We start from the raw sequence: 15,816 nt of genomic DNA on the forward strand, positions 1-15,816 counted from the left end.
ACTAATGACTAAATCTGTTCGATCGCCCGATCGACAGCAGTGCGGGCGCGGAAACTCAGCGCAGGACGATCGATGCGATCTCGCAGCGATTCAAACCGCGCAGTCGCCCCTTCTCGATCGCCCAAAGCTAAAGCACCCTGAATCAAAATTGCCCAAGCCAGAGCAATCTCGCTGGGATGATCGACCGTCTGAGCAGCTTCTAAAGCTGCTTCGCCGCGGGCTGTTGCTAAAAGAGGTCGATCGCACTCTAAATCCACTTGAGCCGCCCCAATCAGCACATAAGACAGCATCCGTTTGGCATCCACCTGTTGCAAAGTCGCGATCGCCCGCTCCAAAGCAGCATCGGCTCCAATTTGCTGAAGCTGATAGTTCGCTAAAGCTAAAAGTGCCTGGGCGATAGCACCTTCACTGCCTTCGCCTTTGATTTTGGCTCCGACGATCGCCATTTCCTGACAATAAGGCAAGGCCGCCGCCGGATCGCCAGCTTCCAGTTCCGTCATCGCCAAATAGCTGAGGTTATAACACTCGCACCAGCGATCCTGCTGGGCCGCGGCCAATCGCCACGCCTGTTGCAACAGAGTTCGCGCTTGGGCATAGTTCCCGTGATGGCGGTGTACGGCACCCAACCCTTGGGGAATTCCGATGTTTGTAGCGCCAACTCTCCCCGCCAGGGACTGTGCCTCCAGCAACAAAGCTTCTGCCCGCGTCATTTCCCGTCCAATTTCAGCCAAGCAAGACCCGCTATATACCAGCAATCGCACGGCAGTAGCTGGACTGGATGCCCGACTTACCTCTGCTGCCCGCAGCGAGTGTTGATGAACGTTAGCGAAGTTGCTGCGATCGAAATGCAGGATCACCAAGGCCTCAAGTCCCGTGGCTTCTGCTTCTTCTAACCCTAGAGCATTTGCTTGATCGATTAAGCGGTGCACCTCGCTGTCGAGTTGAGAAACTCGATCGCCCGTAACGCCTGCGATCGCGCTAACCCGCAGCAATTTTAAATGCAATTCAATCCGAGTGCGATCGTCAAGTCCTTGACACTGCTCGATCCCAAGCTGAGCTAATTCTGATGCTTCCGCGTAGGCAAACAATTTCAGGCAGCGTTCGGCGGCACAGAAGGCGCTAGACGCTGCTAATTCTCGATCGCCCCCGATGGCCGCGTGACGGGCAATATCGCCAGCCCAAGCGCCGTCTGGGGTGGAGAGTTGATGGAACTTATGAGCAATTTGCAAATGTATCAAATGGCGGCGCGGTTGTGACAACTGCCGGTAGACAGCCTGACGCACAATATCGTGAGCAAAGTCATAGCCCATTTCGTCACCGACTGAAGCGCTGGGACGGATAATGGTTTGTTGTTCGAGCTGTTCGATCGCCATCAGCAATTTCGGCAGCGGATAGTCGGCCACATGAGCCACCGCTGTCGGTTTAAAGCTCCGCCCCAATGCAGCAGCCCAAGGCAAAAATTCGCGAGCCATGTCATCCAATTGGTGGAGGCGATCGCGGATCAAAGCCTCTAAATTATCAGCATGAGTAGACCGATCCTGGGACAATGCCCGGGCAACTTCCAGGGCAAACAGGGGATTCCCCCCACTATCGATAAATATGCGATCGACCGCTTCTGGAGATAGCTCTAACGGATTAACCGCTTGCTGTCTGCGAATCAATTCAGCCGTTTGTTGTCGATCGAAAGGATGCAATTCCAGCGTTAGCAGCCGTCGTTCTCGTCTGAGTGCCTGCACCACCCGCGAGATCCCCGCATTCTCCTCTAGTTCCCTGGAACGCCCGGTGCAGGCGAATAAAATCGGCTTATGACTCAGCAAGCGGATGGCGTAGTGCAGCAATGCCGATGAAGCTTCATCGATCCAGTGAATGTCATCCAGAATGACGATTAACGCAGCCTCACTGGCAGATTGAGCCAGCAATTGTACCACCGCATCAAACAGATGACTGCGATCTGGCGGAGCTTTCCCAGGTTGAGCGAGCTCTGGTAGCAAGAAACCTAGCTCCGGCGGAATGTTTAGGGCGGGGGGAATAACGATCGATCGCAAAGCATCAATCCAGATGCCGTAGGGTCGCACCATCTCGGCGGCAAATCCTCGTCCCCACAGCACTTGAACCGCCTGTGCCGTTGCTCGCAGCTCTTCGAGCAAGCGAGTTTTGCCGATTCCGGGTTCGCCCGCGAGCAAGAGCACTGGCGATACCTCAGCGTTAGCGAGCGCGCCGCAGTTCCCAAGCAGTATCGGCTTTGCCCACTGCTGAATCGATGCCCATTCGCGATCGCGTCCCACTAAAGGCGACAAAGCCAAAGGTGAGGGAAACAAATTCGTTTGGGGCTGCCCAGCGGAGTGAGAGGAGGGTTGAATGTCGGGCGCTTCGTCTTCCAGCAACAGTTGCTCGTAGAGCTTGCGAGTGATCGCACTAGGGTCAACTCCTAGTTCCTCGCGCAGCAAAGTCATGCAGCGGTGGTAGACTTGCAGTGCATTGGCGCGATCACCGTTCAAATGGTGCGATCGCATCAAAGCTGCGTAGCTGGTTTCGTGCAATGGATCGATCTCCAGTAAGCGCTGTGCAGAGCGGATTGCAGCCCGATAATCACCCTGAGCTTCCGACAGGCGAGTCAGAGATTCGAGTGCGTGGAGCAATTTCTGTCGCAGGTGTTCGCGCTCTGGAAAAATCCACTCATCCTCACAACTCGGCAGCAAATCACCGCCGTAAAGCGCGATCGCTTGCTCCCAGGCTGTTCTGGCACCGTTAACATCTGCGGCTCGTTCCGCTGCTTCTGCGGCGGCGAATGCCCGTTCAAACTCAGCCACATCCAGCACGAAATGTGCATGGGGATTCCATTGCAGGGTTTTGGCATCCGCCAGCAGGTAGCGATCGGCATCGGGGAGTCCCTGACGCAGGTGATGCAATTCCCGGCGCAAGTTGGTGCGAGCTTGGGCCTCGGTGGAATCGGCCCAGAATAGAAAGGCAAGCCGCTGACGGGTTTGCGGGATATCCCGATGCAGTACCAGGTAAGCCAACAAAGCTTGCGGGCGCTCTGTGGTGACACTGACAACGGGCTTGTCTGCACAGGAAAGGCAGAATCCGCCTAGTAGTTTGATATCTAAGGTAGGAAGCATATAGCTAGATATTATTTGTGATTTTAATCCATGCTCCGGTGTGTTAACTTCAGGAATGTCATATCATTTCCGGTTGCACCGGAATGATTGTTGACTGTTGACTCGATTTTATTACAGGGCTGATGCAACCGGAAATGATATCAGCAGGTGGCGATCGCAAATTTAAATGACATTACTATACTATGTTATCCCTGCGGCAATCTGTTTGAACTATGCCCACTTTTGTATTTTTAATATAAATGTAATATAGATGCGGTAGGATCGATTTCACTCCCAATCTCACTCAATGCAATTAACAAGGCCAACATGATCGCCAAGATTGCTACCCTCAGCCTCTTGTTTATAGTTTTGACTCTAGCATTCAGCAACACGCTTTTCAAGAATCATCTGTTAAAACCTTTCACTGACAGCAATTTGTCCAACCAATTAACATCTGATTTGACAACCTTGACCGCCCAAACGGCAAACCCGAACAAAAAAAATACCATGCAAAGTATTCTCGATGACAGCGCCAAACTAGAAAAACTAGCTGGCGACTTCCAATTTATAGAAGGCCCGATTTGGCATCCAGACGGCTTTTTGCTGTTCAGCGATATTCCCGCCAATATTATCTATAAATTCGCATCAAATCAGCAAGTTGAGGTATTTCGCCGCCCTTCGGGAAAAGCCAACGGGAATACTTTAGACAAAGAAAACCGCTTACTTACTGGCGAACACGAAAATCGGCGCGTATCCCGCACAGAAAAGGACGGCAAAGTTATCACATTGGTGGATAGATACGAGGGTAAGCGGCTCAACAGTCCGAACGATTTGGTTGTTAAATCCGACGGCAGTATTTATTTTACCGATCCGTCCTACGGTGTTAGTAAAGACCAGGAAGAATTGGGCTTTTACGGTGTTTACCGACTGGCACCCGATGGAAAATTAACTCTGCTGGTTAAGGATTTGGTGCTGCCGAACGGCATCGCTTTTTCACCAGACGAGCAAAAACTTTATGTCAACAATTCGGAAGCGGGATACATTGCCGTTTTCGATGTAAAACCAGACGGAACTGTTACAAATGAGCGGCTTTTTGCGGATTTAAAAGACGCCAGTCAAAGCGGAGTTCCCGACGGTTTAAAAGTTGATTTAGAGGGGAATGTTTACAGCACCGGGCCGGGGGGAGTGTGGATTTTTTCGCCGGATGGCAAGCTTTTGGGGAAGATTTCTGTGCCTGAGACGGCGACTAATTTGGCTTGGGGAGAAAGCGATCGCAAAACGCTTTATATTACGGGAAGTACAAGTCTGTATCGGATTCGCCTTAAAATTGCGGGCGTGCGGGCTGGAAAATAATCTAAAATAGGGCGAAGTTGAAAATAAAGCGGTTTGTCGTGAGGACTTTATTCCTTACGGCAAACACTTTTTATTAGGGGTAATTGACCGGGCATGATACAGCATATTCCATGTATATGTGGTACACACAAGAAGAGAGACGCGAGTAAGGTGCGTCGCAAACCGTCAATCTGCAATCTTTATCAAATATGAAGGAGCGACGCACCTACCGATTAACACCACATAATATAGCTGCTACTGTACTTCATGAACCACCGAATATGCTGTATAATCGTACTTTGGAAAATCAGTCATTCCCTATTCTAAAATCTAAAATATAAAATGGTATTAATAGCTCGGTTGCACAAATTTCTAACTGCTACAGTCGATCGCAAATCCCGATCGCGCACAATATTTTGGTTGACTCTGAGCTTGACTTTTGCCGCAGTTTATGGTGTTTTAGGACTCAAGCAAGTCTTTAGCGCCGAGTATATAGTGCAAGACGATGCGAGGCAGCACGTTTTCTGGATGATGCGATTTGTCGATCCTGAATTATTCCCCAACGATTTCATTGCTAATTACTTTCAATCTGTCGCCCCCGCAGGATACAGCACGCTCTACAAAGTAGCAGCAACAGTTGGCATTCACCCGCTATTACTTCACAAAATATTGCCGCTATTTCTCGGCTTAATCTCGACTTATTACTGTTTTGGCCTGTGTCTAGAAATGTTGCCAGTGCCGATGACTGGATTTATTGCATCTTTGCTGCTAAATCAGCATATGTGGATGACCGATGATTTGGCTTCCACAACGCCAAGAGCTTTTATATATCCGATATTTCTGGCTTTTTTATATTATTTGTCGCGCAGTTCCTTGCTGCCTTGTTTGGGAGCGATCGCACTTATCGGACTATTCTATCCTCCTTACGCCTTGGTTGCTGCCGGAATTTTAGTTTTGCGGCTGCTATGCTGGGAAAAGGGCGGTTTGCGCTTGTCGGGCGATCGAACTAATTACCTATTTTGCAGTACAGGTTTGGGAGTTATTTTTTTAGTAATGCTGCCCTATGCCTTAGATAACTCTGAGTTTGGCCCAACTTATACCGCAGCAGAAGCGAAGCAAATGGCCGAATTTGCACCAGACGGCAGAAATGCTTTTTTTCGTCCAAATCCTAAAGATTATTGGTTGACAGGGCGGGGCAGCGGGATGTTTCCCAAGTCACTGTTTACGCCTGTAACTCACTGTGTCGGGCTCTTATTTCCGCTGCTGCTGTTTTTGCGATCGGCTTTTCCCTTAGCAAATCAGATTCAAAGCAAAATCTGGCTTTTGCTTCAGCTATTTTTAGCATCATCAGCGATGTTTTTTGCGGCTCACGCTACCATTTTTAAGTTGTATAACCCAGGTCGCTATACGGCCTATAGCTTGCGATTTATTGTTGTTTTAATAACTGCTATCGCACTAACTTTAATTATCGATGGAGTCGGTTATTGGGCATCAAGAACCGCAACAACATTTCATTTTAAAAGCCTAGTTGCACTAATTACGACAGCGCTCATAGCTGTCGCAGTGGTGCTTTATCCCTGCTTTGCCAAAAAATTTCCCACAGTCGGCTATGTAGAAGGTAAAATGCCGGATTTGTACAAATTTTTTGAGCAACAACCTAAAGATATCCTGATAGCTTCGCTCGCGACCGATACGGATCATTTGCCAACATTTAGTCAGCGTTCGGTTTTGGTGGCAAAGGAATATGCAGTGCCTTTTCATAAAGGCTACTACAGCAGATATCGGCAGCGAGTTAACGATTTAATTCGCGCTCAATACACTCCCGATCGAGCTGTATTGCAAAGTTTCATGAATAGCTATGGAATTGATTTTTGGATGCTCGATCGCAATTCTTTTAATCTTGAGTATGTAAAGGATGATGGCTGGCTAAATCAATTTGACTCTACACCGGAGGCGAGGCTTTCTCTCGAACAAGGGAAAATTCCCGCCTTAGCTTCAGCAATGACAAGCTGTGCTGTTTTTCAGAATCAAATTGTAGTGGTTTTGGATGCGTATTGTATTGTGAAATAGGCGGGAAGTTAAGAAGGCTCACACCCAGAAATAAATGCCTTACCATCCCCTGACTGAGAACGAGAACAAAATCGGCTTTCTTGACTAAAACTCTTGGTTTTCCGGTTGAACCGGAGGCAAAAAACCCGGTTTGCGACCCTAAAATTAGTAGTTTAGTGATTTGTAGGGGTAATCCCCCTGCGGTTGGCACTTCTGAGGGGTAATGTTGCAGATATCCTGCAATTAAATAACCTCGGCAATCCAAGGTGAATATAGATTCGGTGTCAAGTTCACAGACAATGAAAATTGCACAAAAACTCGATCGCAAATTATCTCTTCAACAAAAACATGACAACACTTTACGTCAACCCAGCAACAGGCCGCGATTCCGCAGTCGGCAGCCAATCAGCCCCATTCAAAACTATAGCCCGCGCGCTCATCGCCCGCACTGCATCGGGAACTACGATTCAGCTAGCAGCGGGAACTTACAGCGCTGCTAGTGCCGAAAAATTCCCCTTGGAAATTCCCTCTGGAGTAAAAGTTATTGGCAATGAAACTAACAAAGGTAGAGGCATTCTGATTCAAGGCAGCGGCAAATTTGTCAGTCCCACCGCTGCAGGCCAAAATATCACCATACTACTAGCAACTAATTCCCAATTGCGCGGAGTAACTGTTACTAATCTCGATAGTCGTGGCACGGGAGTCTGGATTGAGTCAACTTCTCCGACTGTGGCTAACTGCACTTTCACTCAATGCCAGCGCGAAGGCGTTTTTGCCACGGGCAGCGCTAATCCTGCGATTCTCGACAACATATTTGTGGCAAACTCTGCGGCTGGGGTGATTATGGCGGGAACTGCTAAGGGAGTAATACGGCGCAATATTTTTCAAAAGACGGGTTTCGGCATTTCTCTGCAAGCTCAGTCGGCTCCTTTGATTGCTGATAACCAAATTTTGGAAAATCGCTCCGGTATCGTTTTAGCGGGGGAATCTCAGCCCATTTTACGCAATAATCGCATCGAAAAAAATACGGAAGACGGTTTGACAGCGGTGGGGAAGTCGCTGCCAGATATTGGTAATGCTCAAGATTTGGGCGGCAATATTTTTCTGAATAACGGTGAATTAGACTTGCAAAACGCGACTGGGGTTAAGATTTCTGCGGTGGGAAATCAGCTCAATTCTTCGCGGGTGAAAGGTTTATTTGATTTGGGCAATGTGACGCCAACTCCGACTCCGGGCGAGCTAAAGTTTAGCGACATCAGCACGCATTGGGCTAAGGATTTTATCGATCGCTTAGCAAAGATGAATATTGTTAGCGGGTTTCCCAACGGCACTTTTCAACCTTACGAGATTGTAACTAGAGCTCAGTATGCGGCTATGTTGGCGAAGGCGTTTGAATTGGTGCCGCGCCGTGAGGCGACGGTTTTTAAGGATGTGGCGGCGGATTTTTGGGCCAAGGGAGCGATCGTCCAAGCTAATCGAGCTGGCTTTTTGGCTGGATACCCCGACAGCACGTTTCGCCCGGAGCAGAATTTGACTAAAGTTCAGGCGATCGTATCTTTGGTAAACGGCTTGCAGTTGGGCGGCGGCAACCCCAATTCTTTGAGCGTTTATGTCGATCAAGCTCAGATTCCCAGTTTTGCCACCGACGAGATAGCAACCGCCACAGAGCACAAAATCGTGGTCAACTATCCCGCGCGCGAAAAGCTTGCCCCCGCCCACGACATCACCCGTGGCGAGATATCCGCCCTCATCTACCAAACTCTGGTAGCCACAAACCGAGCCGAGCCCATTAACTCTCCCTACATCGTCTAAGGGAATTGGGAGACAAGGGAGAGGATAACTTGGGGTACAGAGAACTCACGCCCAGAGCACCATTCTCGATTAACAGGCTTTCGGGCCTGTTCCACAAAGAGTAGATTTTCTTGTGGGGAGTAGGGGTTGGGCATCCTGCCCGCCCTGAACGGATTATTGAGAAGGGTGGAATATCTCAGAAGAACCAACCCATCTCCCCTCTCCCTTGTCTCCGATTTCCCCACTCTGCCCCACTCTCACCCACTCTCACCTACTGCCACTCTCCCAAGTCTTGATTTGCGAGTACCCGAATCGTTTTATGATTAAACATTAAGAAATTAAGCAATCCTTAAGGTTCGACTGTCAGATTATGGCTAAAATTCAATTCTCTCGGGGTATAGACGAAGATGCTGTGCCCGAAGTGCGCCTAACCCGTTCTAAAACGGGAGCTCAAGGCACTGCCACGTTTATCTTTGAAAATCCCAAAGCTCTCAGCAGCACCAGTACCGAAGACATTACTGGAATGTACATGATTGACGAAGAAGGCGAGCTCCTCACTCGCGAGGTTAAGGCTAAGTTCATCAACGGTCAGCCTGCAGGTTTGGAAGCTCTTTATTTAATGAGAAGTCCCGAAGAATGGGAGCGATTTATGCGTTTTATGGAACGATACTCGGAAGCAAACGGCTTAGGATTTAACAAGGCATAATTGATGGGGAATAGGGCATGGGGCATGGGGTATGGGCATGGGTTATTGGTTATTGGTTATTTGATAATGAATAACTAACAACGAAAAAATCACAACTAACTAATGACTTATTCCCTCTTCCCTTTTCCTGATTCCCTCTTCCTTCTTGCTTCTTCCTTTTTCCTTCAACATCTGTTATATGACGCAAATTCCTCACCCCGATTTATCTAAAATAACCGTAAATTGCGCTATCATTACTGTTAGCGACACGCGCTCGGCTGAAACCGACAATAGCGGCTTGTTAACTAAGAAGCTGCTAAAAGATGCGGGTCACTCTGTGGTAGCTTACACTGTTGTTAAAGATGATGCGGCCAAAATTGTATTGCAAATGCAGGCTTTTTCCCAGCGTGAAGATGTGGATGCAATCATTTTTAACGGCGGCACGGGCATCGCTCCCCGAGATACGACCTATGATGTGATGGAGAGTTTGCTAGACAGGATTTTACCAGGATTTGGTGAGATATTTCGGTTTTTGAGCTATCAAGAAATTGGTTCAAGGGCGATCGCCTCTCGCGCCGTTGCAGGCGTGTATAAAGGCAAGTTAGTCTTTTCTCTTCCGGGCTCTAGCAATGGCGTGAAACTAGCTGTGGAAAAGCTAATTTTACCGGAATTAGTTCACTTGGTAACGCAGTTGCGCGGAGGGTGAGAGCGAAAGTTCGGTTAATTGACTGACAATCAAGAAATTTGGTTACAAGCCCCTCGATGCAATCCGTGGAGAGAGAAAAAAGCTTTGAATCCTCATCGCCAGCCCCCGGGTTTAGCAATGAGGTAGCTTTCTTCAATCTCTTCCATTTCTTCAATCGAAAATCTCAAATCTCAAATCTCAAATCGACTCAACAGAAACCGCAGATGTAAGACAGATAAACACGGAGCGACGCAGATAATTCAGGATATTTTCCGACTTTGGTAATGCAAGTCTAATCTCTTCAATCTAAAATCTAAAATCTAAAATCTAAAATCGACTGGCTGTATGCACCGCAAGAAACGGGTGGCTTTGAGCCTACTCTAGGGTTAAAGTAAGGAAATATCAACATTCTATTGATTTAGACTAGATGATTTCGATGCAGAATGCGAGTGTCTATGCTAGCGAAGATTATCACCGGATTGCTCGGGCGATCGCCTTTATGCGACAACACCACCTAAACCAGCCCAATCTGGCAACTGTGGCCCAACACATAGGACTTAGTGAATATCATTTTCAACGGCTATTTACTCAATGGGCCGGCATTAGCCCCAAGCGGTTTTTGCAATATCTGACAGTTGAATATGCCAAGTCAAAAATTACTCAGACTAAAAGCCTTCTCGACCTAACATTGGACGTGAGACTATCGAGTCCAGGACGATTACACGATTTATTTGTGAACTTAGAAGCAATGTCACCAGGGGAGTTCAAAGCAGGCGGAGCAGGTTTACAAATTCGTTATGGCATTCATGATACCCCGTTTGGCACATCTCTAATTGCTACAACTACCCGTGGTATTTGTAATCTTTATTTTTTCGATACAACAGACGAACAAACCGCCACACAAAGACTGCAATTGGCATGGAAAAACGCTGAAATCATTCGTGATGAGCAAGGCACTCAATCATTACGTGACCTGATTTTCAATTCAGAAACTCTCAGCGAGCAAAAACCACTAACGCTCTTGGTAAAAGGCACTAACTTTCAGATTCAAGTTTGGCGAGCACTTTTGCAATTGCCATTTGGTGCGATCGCCACTTATCAGAGTATAGCTCAAATGGTAGCTCGCCCAACTGCTGCTAGAGCTGTAGGAAATGCGATCGGTAAAAATCCGATCGGCTATCTAATTCCGTGTCACCGAGTCATTCGAGAATCTGGAGAACTCGGTGGCTATGGCTGGGGATTAGAGCGTAAAACAGTCATGTTAGGCTGGGAAGCTAGCCGTACAATCTGCGATTGATCGGGGTAGCATGACTATTTTTGCTACTTGTCTAAGCAATCCACCGCAAATACATTTCAGAGCGCCTGCGGTCGATCGATAGGGTGGATAGTAAATTAGTCTGATTTTTAAACCAATTGTCTGAGATGCACTCGACGATACGTTTGATTAGAAATGAAAATTTAATAACTTAAGCGATTGCTTGTTACTTTCGCTCTGCCTGGTAATGCAGATCCGGAGGCTCTGCCTCCTTTGATATCGCAACTTACAGGAGAGAAGACTGTAGGAGGTGCTTAATTTATTAAGTTTTCGATCCTTAATTGTGTGCGATCGCTTCTAATTGCCTGGCCACCATCAAGGTTAATCACCAATTCTTCCAGTTCGGTGTAATCAGATTAGTTATTGTGCCACAAATCCGTTAGACAATCGACTATAAAATCAGTGGTTTAAGCGGAATGTTCCATATAAATAGATAATTGGTCACTCTTTATTGTTCAGAATTCCAAAGGGGGACTAATATGGCTTGCCACTCCGGATTATGGTCATCTGCTGACTTAGGTTCAAAGGTTCGGGATTTACCGCCCCGTGAGAGGTTGCCAATTTTAACTTTTGCTTTGGTATCGATTGATATTCGTAGAGACTTAATATCTTGATCAGAGGCTTGATTCTCCTTCAATACATTCTCAAAAATGGCATCAGTTTCGGGAAGTTTTTCAACGGCTTGGTTTTTTGTGTTTTTTTAGGCGATACCCCATTCGATTTAAAATCGTGCCAATTGTCTGACTAGAAGGCAATTGTGAGTTATCGTAGTTCTTTTGACTAACTAGGGCTTGCTGAAAAAGCGCACAAATCGAATCTAGATGCCAAACAGCTTGAAAAATGGGAGATTCGGAGATGGATTCCCAAATTTACTCCACAATTTTCCACCGAAATTCAAGGATTTTGAGCCAAAAAACGTCATAACAAAAGCACTTTTTTGTGTTTAAAAATCTTGAAACCGTTGGCAGTCATAGCTTCTAGTTCTATTCAGCAAGCCCTAACTAATGCTGATACTACCGCCTTGGTACTAATCCGAGCATCCAAAAATGTCGATTGAAACTTGGGATCTACCTAGCACTCGGTATCTACTAAAGAACGAATATTGGCATCTTTATTGGGTAGCAAAATTTCACTTTTATGTCGCCATCGCGCCTGGTAATTATCAACACAAATCAACCCGGTTCATCGTTCATGTAAACCCAGTTGAACGCTGAAGCGGTTCCATCCCATAAATGTTTATACTGTGCGAACCCAAGTATTGAAGTAGTCTTCAGCCACTTTTGCCATAAAGTCTCGACGGCGCCTGTCAGTTTCTTTGCAGCATCCTTGAACGTCGATTTAACGGTTTCATTCAAGATTATTTCTCGCATCCCAATTACAGATGTCACAACCGCTCATGTCAGATTTTTTATTTCTTACTCTTCTAAGATAACTGGGGTTAGATTTAATTGCAAGCCCCTAAGTCCTCAAATAAAAAAAGCACAGAATGAGCAATTCTTACTAGCCCATCCTGTACCCGTAGCAACTAAATCTCAACGCGATCGCGAGCGAGATAATTAAAACTTCTCAAATTAAAAATCAAGAAATTATCTCAAGCATTTTTGGTCATGCGGCGACGACGTGCAGCGATCATACCACTAGCACCCAAGAGTAAACCTGTCATGGTCAAAGGTTCGGGAACTGGTTCTGCACCTATTACTTTAAAGTCAGGGCCATTATCCCCCTTTGAACCAAAACTACTTACTTGGATAGCGCTAATGGGACTATTTACACCCAAATCTGCTAAGCTAACGCCCCATGCGCCCACAGCTTGAGCACTGTCAATTTCTTGAGTGTTAATGCCGTATCCAGCCTTTCCCCAACTACTAGAGTTAAGATTTAGAAGGTTTCCAATCAGGTTTCCCATCGCATCCAAAGCTTGCACTCTAATCGTACTATTCATACCCCGTTCCCAAAAAAGTAAGTTACTTACTGCTTTGCCAAACGATAGGTTAAGTTTAAAATCACCCTCATCTTCAGTATCAATGATATTGTTCAGGTTATTGTTGCCCAAGTAAGCAGCCATGTTAGCACCAGTTGGGTTATTAATACCCGATACTTCTACGGCTTTTCCATTTACTATTGGGGAACTGGCGCGATCTCCCTTATCCGTACTAGCTGCGCCACTGTTATCATTACTTTTTGTCTTGTCTTCAGGGTTGCTGGTGTATTTTAGAGGATCTAAACGATTTTTAATCGGCGTGTTGCTGATAATGTTTACAGCAGTGACAAAAGCAAAATCGCTAGTTGTTTTACCGCCGTATGTAACTGACTTTAGCAAAATATCGCCTTTAGCATCAGGAACGCCGGAAGTTGTCAAGTTAGTTGTGAAATTAAAGGCTTTGGCGGGTGACTGGCAGACGATCATGCTTACAGTGGCGGCGACTGTGGCTAGGGCGGGGAATAATTTAGTGCTCATGGCAATTTACTTAGTTATATTTGTTTCTATATTTTGATTATGTATTACTTTTTCTGAGTTGTAACATTTTATCCCACTCTTCATCTAATCTTTAAGAAGTCTTTATAGATGCTTTACAACGTTAAGCTGTTACGCACTTAAATTTTTTGCCCAAACCCTTACTCCAAGGACTCCAGGCTGCAAAATATTAAATTTAGATGCGCGTCAGCTTTATTTGGTCGTTGCAAAGCATTGAAAGCCCTATTCTACCGTTATAAATCCCAAACTGTCCTAAGTTGGGAATGTCAACTTAGAGGGGCAACTATCATGCAAGCTACGGCAAAGCACTATCCACGTACCGTTTTCCCGTAAATATGCTACAAATCAGACAATCCCGGCGAGCGCGCAGCCCCCACAATCCTTGAGGAGTAATAAGCCTGTATATAGCGGTTCTCAGATAGATGAGGTATACCAAAACCCTATATTACCAAGCTTTTCAGGTCGAAATTCGTACCTCACCTTTGTAAGAAAGGCTATAACTGACCAGTAACGGCAGAATGTGAAGCGTACCTATCTGGCAAAAGTGATGGATTATGAAACCCACCTTCTGCACTTCAAGATGTAATATGTAATTATTACATATACTTAGTAGCTTTGCAAACACTAAAATACAAAAAACCTAAATATATTTACGCAAACAAATTTCAAATAACTCAGAATTATGGTATTACTTGCTACACGACAAATTGAAGTGCGGAATGTGGGATGAAAGCAAACAATTTAAAAGTAAGCGCAATTGCAATACCCTTTGTACTGGTAGTTGTTTTGAGCGTATAGAGGTGCTGTGATAACGCCTTTGAGAGTTCTCGGATTCATTCAAGAATCCCCAGGGCTGAAGCCCTGGGGAGTATCAATCCTAAGCCGATCGATCCCGTAATTTACCTTGGCTTAAAAACCAGGTTTCTAGCCCCAAGTCGATCGACCACAAATAAATTTCAGGGTGCAAGGTCGATCGATATAAACTAGAAATATTGTGTACCGCCAATTTTTGCAATGACATTGCCCACCGGATCTCGTTCTCCCGCCCTGTTCCAAACCCTGTCGCTGGTAGCCGATCCGATCGCATTTTTCGACCGCAACCAAGCCAAATACGGCGATACATTTACCGCCCGCGTACTGGGGCCAGCTTCGCCCCCCGTCGTGTTCCTGGGCAATCCAGAAGCCGTTCAGGCAGTGTTTACCACCTTGGCTGATGCCTTTGAATTTGGCAAAGTCACCAACGTATTTCGCCCGCTGGTGGGAACAGAATCGCTAATTATGAACCAAGGGGCGCGACATCTGCGACAGCGACAGCTATTAATGCCGGCACTGCATCGAGAACAGTTGCACAGTCAAGGGCACTTGATCGTGGATTTGACGCGAAAGCAAACACAGAATTGGAAAGCCCAAGATGCGATCGCAGTGCGCCAAGAAATGTCAGAAATTTCACTGCAAGTAATCCTGCAAGTTGTCTTCGGATTGGTGCCTGGAGAGCGCTACGAACAGCTTAAACACTTGCTCAGCCAACTTTTAGAAGCAATTACCTCTGAGCTGTACTCAATCCAATTTTTCTTTGAACCGTTGCAGCAAAATTTGGGCTCTTGGAGTCCGTGGGGGCAGTTTTTGGAGCAAATGGCGCAGATTGACTCGCTGATTTATGAGGAAATTGCCGAAAGGCGATCGCATTCTCTCGATTCGTCTCGCACGGATATTCTGTCGGTGTTGATGATGGCCCGCGACGACACGGGCGAATCCATCCGCGATCGAGAATTGCGCGATCAGTTGATGACGCTGTTGTTATTGGGACATGAAACGACTGGATCGGCGTTGACTTGGGCGTTTTACTGGCTGCATCAGTTTCCCGAATGCCTTGCGACGTTGCGGAAGGAATTGGATGAATTAGGCGAGAATCCCGATCCGATCGCGCTTTCGCAGTCGCCCTACTTAACAGCAGTCTGCAAGGAAGCGCTGCGGGTTTATCCAATTGCCTTAATTTCGCAGCCGCGCAAGGTGAAACGGACGATCGAACTAGAAGGGTATACATATCAACCGGGAACAATTTTAATCCCCTGTGTCTATTTGGCCCACCGTCGGCCTGAAACCTACGAAAATCCCGCCGGGTTCAACCCCGATCGCTTTTTAGAACGCAAGTTTTCCGCCTCTGAATTTTTACCCTTTGGAGGCGGGAGTCGAAGCTGCATCGGGATGGCGTTATCGATGTTTGAAATGAAGCTGGTTTTAGCGACGGTCCTGTCTTCCCGTGAGTTTGTATCGAATCTCGATCGGCCAATTCGTCCGGCGCGCCGGGGAATCACCTTTGTGCCGCCCGATCGGTTTCGATTAACGGTTGTGGGCGATCGGCGCTAGATTTAGTCACACGCGGTG

General features: G+C 46.7%; 10 protein-coding genes and 1 pseudogene. 7 read left to right on the plus strand and 4 right to left on the minus strand.

The genetic code is table 11. From position 1 onward, the window contains the following. Window positions 1-8: 8 nt before the first annotated feature. The gene (locus QUB08_RS15890) at window positions 9-3,119 is read right to left on the minus strand and encodes a BTAD domain-containing putative transcriptional regulator (protein ID WP_333225622.1); all 3,111 of its coding nucleotides are present in this window, start codon (window positions 3,117-3,119) and stop codon (window positions 9-11) included. 306 nt (window positions 3,120-3,425) lie between these two features. Between QUB08_RS15890 and QUB08_RS15895 the strand changes: the two genes are divergently transcribed. The 6 genes from QUB08_RS15895 to QUB08_RS15920 all read left to right on the plus strand — a co-directional run bounded on the left by QUB08_RS15895 (window position 3,426) and on the right by QUB08_RS15920 (window position 10,937). Then, a complete protein-coding gene (locus QUB08_RS15895) occupies window positions 3,426-4,451 on the plus strand; it encodes an SMP-30/gluconolactonase/LRE family protein (protein WP_333225623.1) in 1,026 nt (341 codons plus the stop codon). 321 nt (window positions 4,452-4,772) lie between these two features. After that, entirely contained in the window at window positions 4,773-6,500 is a 1,728-nt protein-coding gene (locus tag QUB08_RS15900; protein WP_333225624.1) for a hypothetical protein, read from the plus strand. A 327-nt stretch (window positions 6,501-6,827) separates the two neighbouring features. Continuing rightward, on the plus strand, window positions 6,828-8,291 hold the full coding sequence (locus QUB08_RS15905) for a DUF1565 domain-containing protein (protein WP_333225625.1): 1,464 nt from the start codon (window positions 6,828-6,830) through the stop codon (window positions 8,289-8,291). Window positions 8,292-8,640: 349 nt separating this feature from the next. Beyond that, window positions 8,641-8,976 carry a photosystem II reaction center protein Psb28 gene (psb28, locus tag QUB08_RS15910; RefSeq protein ID WP_333225626.1) on the plus strand — a complete coding sequence of 112 codons (336 nt, stop codon included), beginning with the start codon at window positions 8,641-8,643 and terminating at the stop codon, window positions 8,974-8,976. A gap of 178 nt (window positions 8,977-9,154) precedes the next feature. After that, window positions 9,155-9,661, plus strand: coding sequence for a MogA/MoaB family molybdenum cofactor biosynthesis protein (locus tag QUB08_RS15915; protein WP_333138588.1), 507 nt, complete (start codon window positions 9,155-9,157; stop codon window positions 9,659-9,661). Window positions 9,662-10,076: 415 nt separating this feature from the next. Beyond that, window positions 10,077-10,937, plus strand: coding sequence for a methylated-DNA--[protein]-cysteine S-methyltransferase (locus tag QUB08_RS15920; RefSeq protein WP_333225627.1), 861 nt, complete (start codon window positions 10,077-10,079; stop codon window positions 10,935-10,937). Between the two features lie 466 nt (window positions 10,938-11,403). Here QUB08_RS15920 and QUB08_RS32165 read toward each other — a convergent pair. From QUB08_RS32165 to QUB08_RS15930, 3 genes and pseudogenes are all read right to left on the minus strand, one after another. Then, a pseudogene (locus QUB08_RS32165) lies at window positions 11,404-11,640 on the minus strand (ISAzo13-like element transposase-related protein); the annotation flags it as partial. A 906-nt stretch (window positions 11,641-12,546) separates the two neighbouring features. Next, on the minus strand, window positions 12,547-13,413 hold the full coding sequence (locus tag QUB08_RS15925; protein ID WP_333225628.1) for an exosortase-dependent surface protein XDP2: 867 nt from the start codon (window positions 13,411-13,413) through the stop codon (window positions 12,547-12,549). Window positions 13,414-14,308: 895 nt separating this feature from the next. Then, complete coding sequence (locus QUB08_RS15930; RefSeq protein ID WP_333225629.1) at window positions 14,309-14,452, minus strand: hypothetical protein; 144 nt, start codon at window positions 14,450-14,452, stop codon at window positions 14,309-14,311. Here QUB08_RS15930 and QUB08_RS15935 point away from each other — a divergent pair. Further along, on the plus strand, window positions 14,446-15,798 hold the full coding sequence (locus QUB08_RS15935) for a cytochrome P450 (protein WP_333225630.1): 1,353 nt from the start codon (window positions 14,446-14,448) through the stop codon (window positions 15,796-15,798). The genes QUB08_RS15930 and QUB08_RS15935 overlap by 7 nt on opposite strands. Window positions 15,799-15,816 lie beyond the last annotated feature (18 nt).

This window comes from Microcoleus sp. BR0-C5 (assembly GCF_036705045.1).
GTDB lineage: Bacteria > Cyanobacteriota > Cyanobacteriia > Cyanobacteriales > Microcoleaceae > Microcoleus.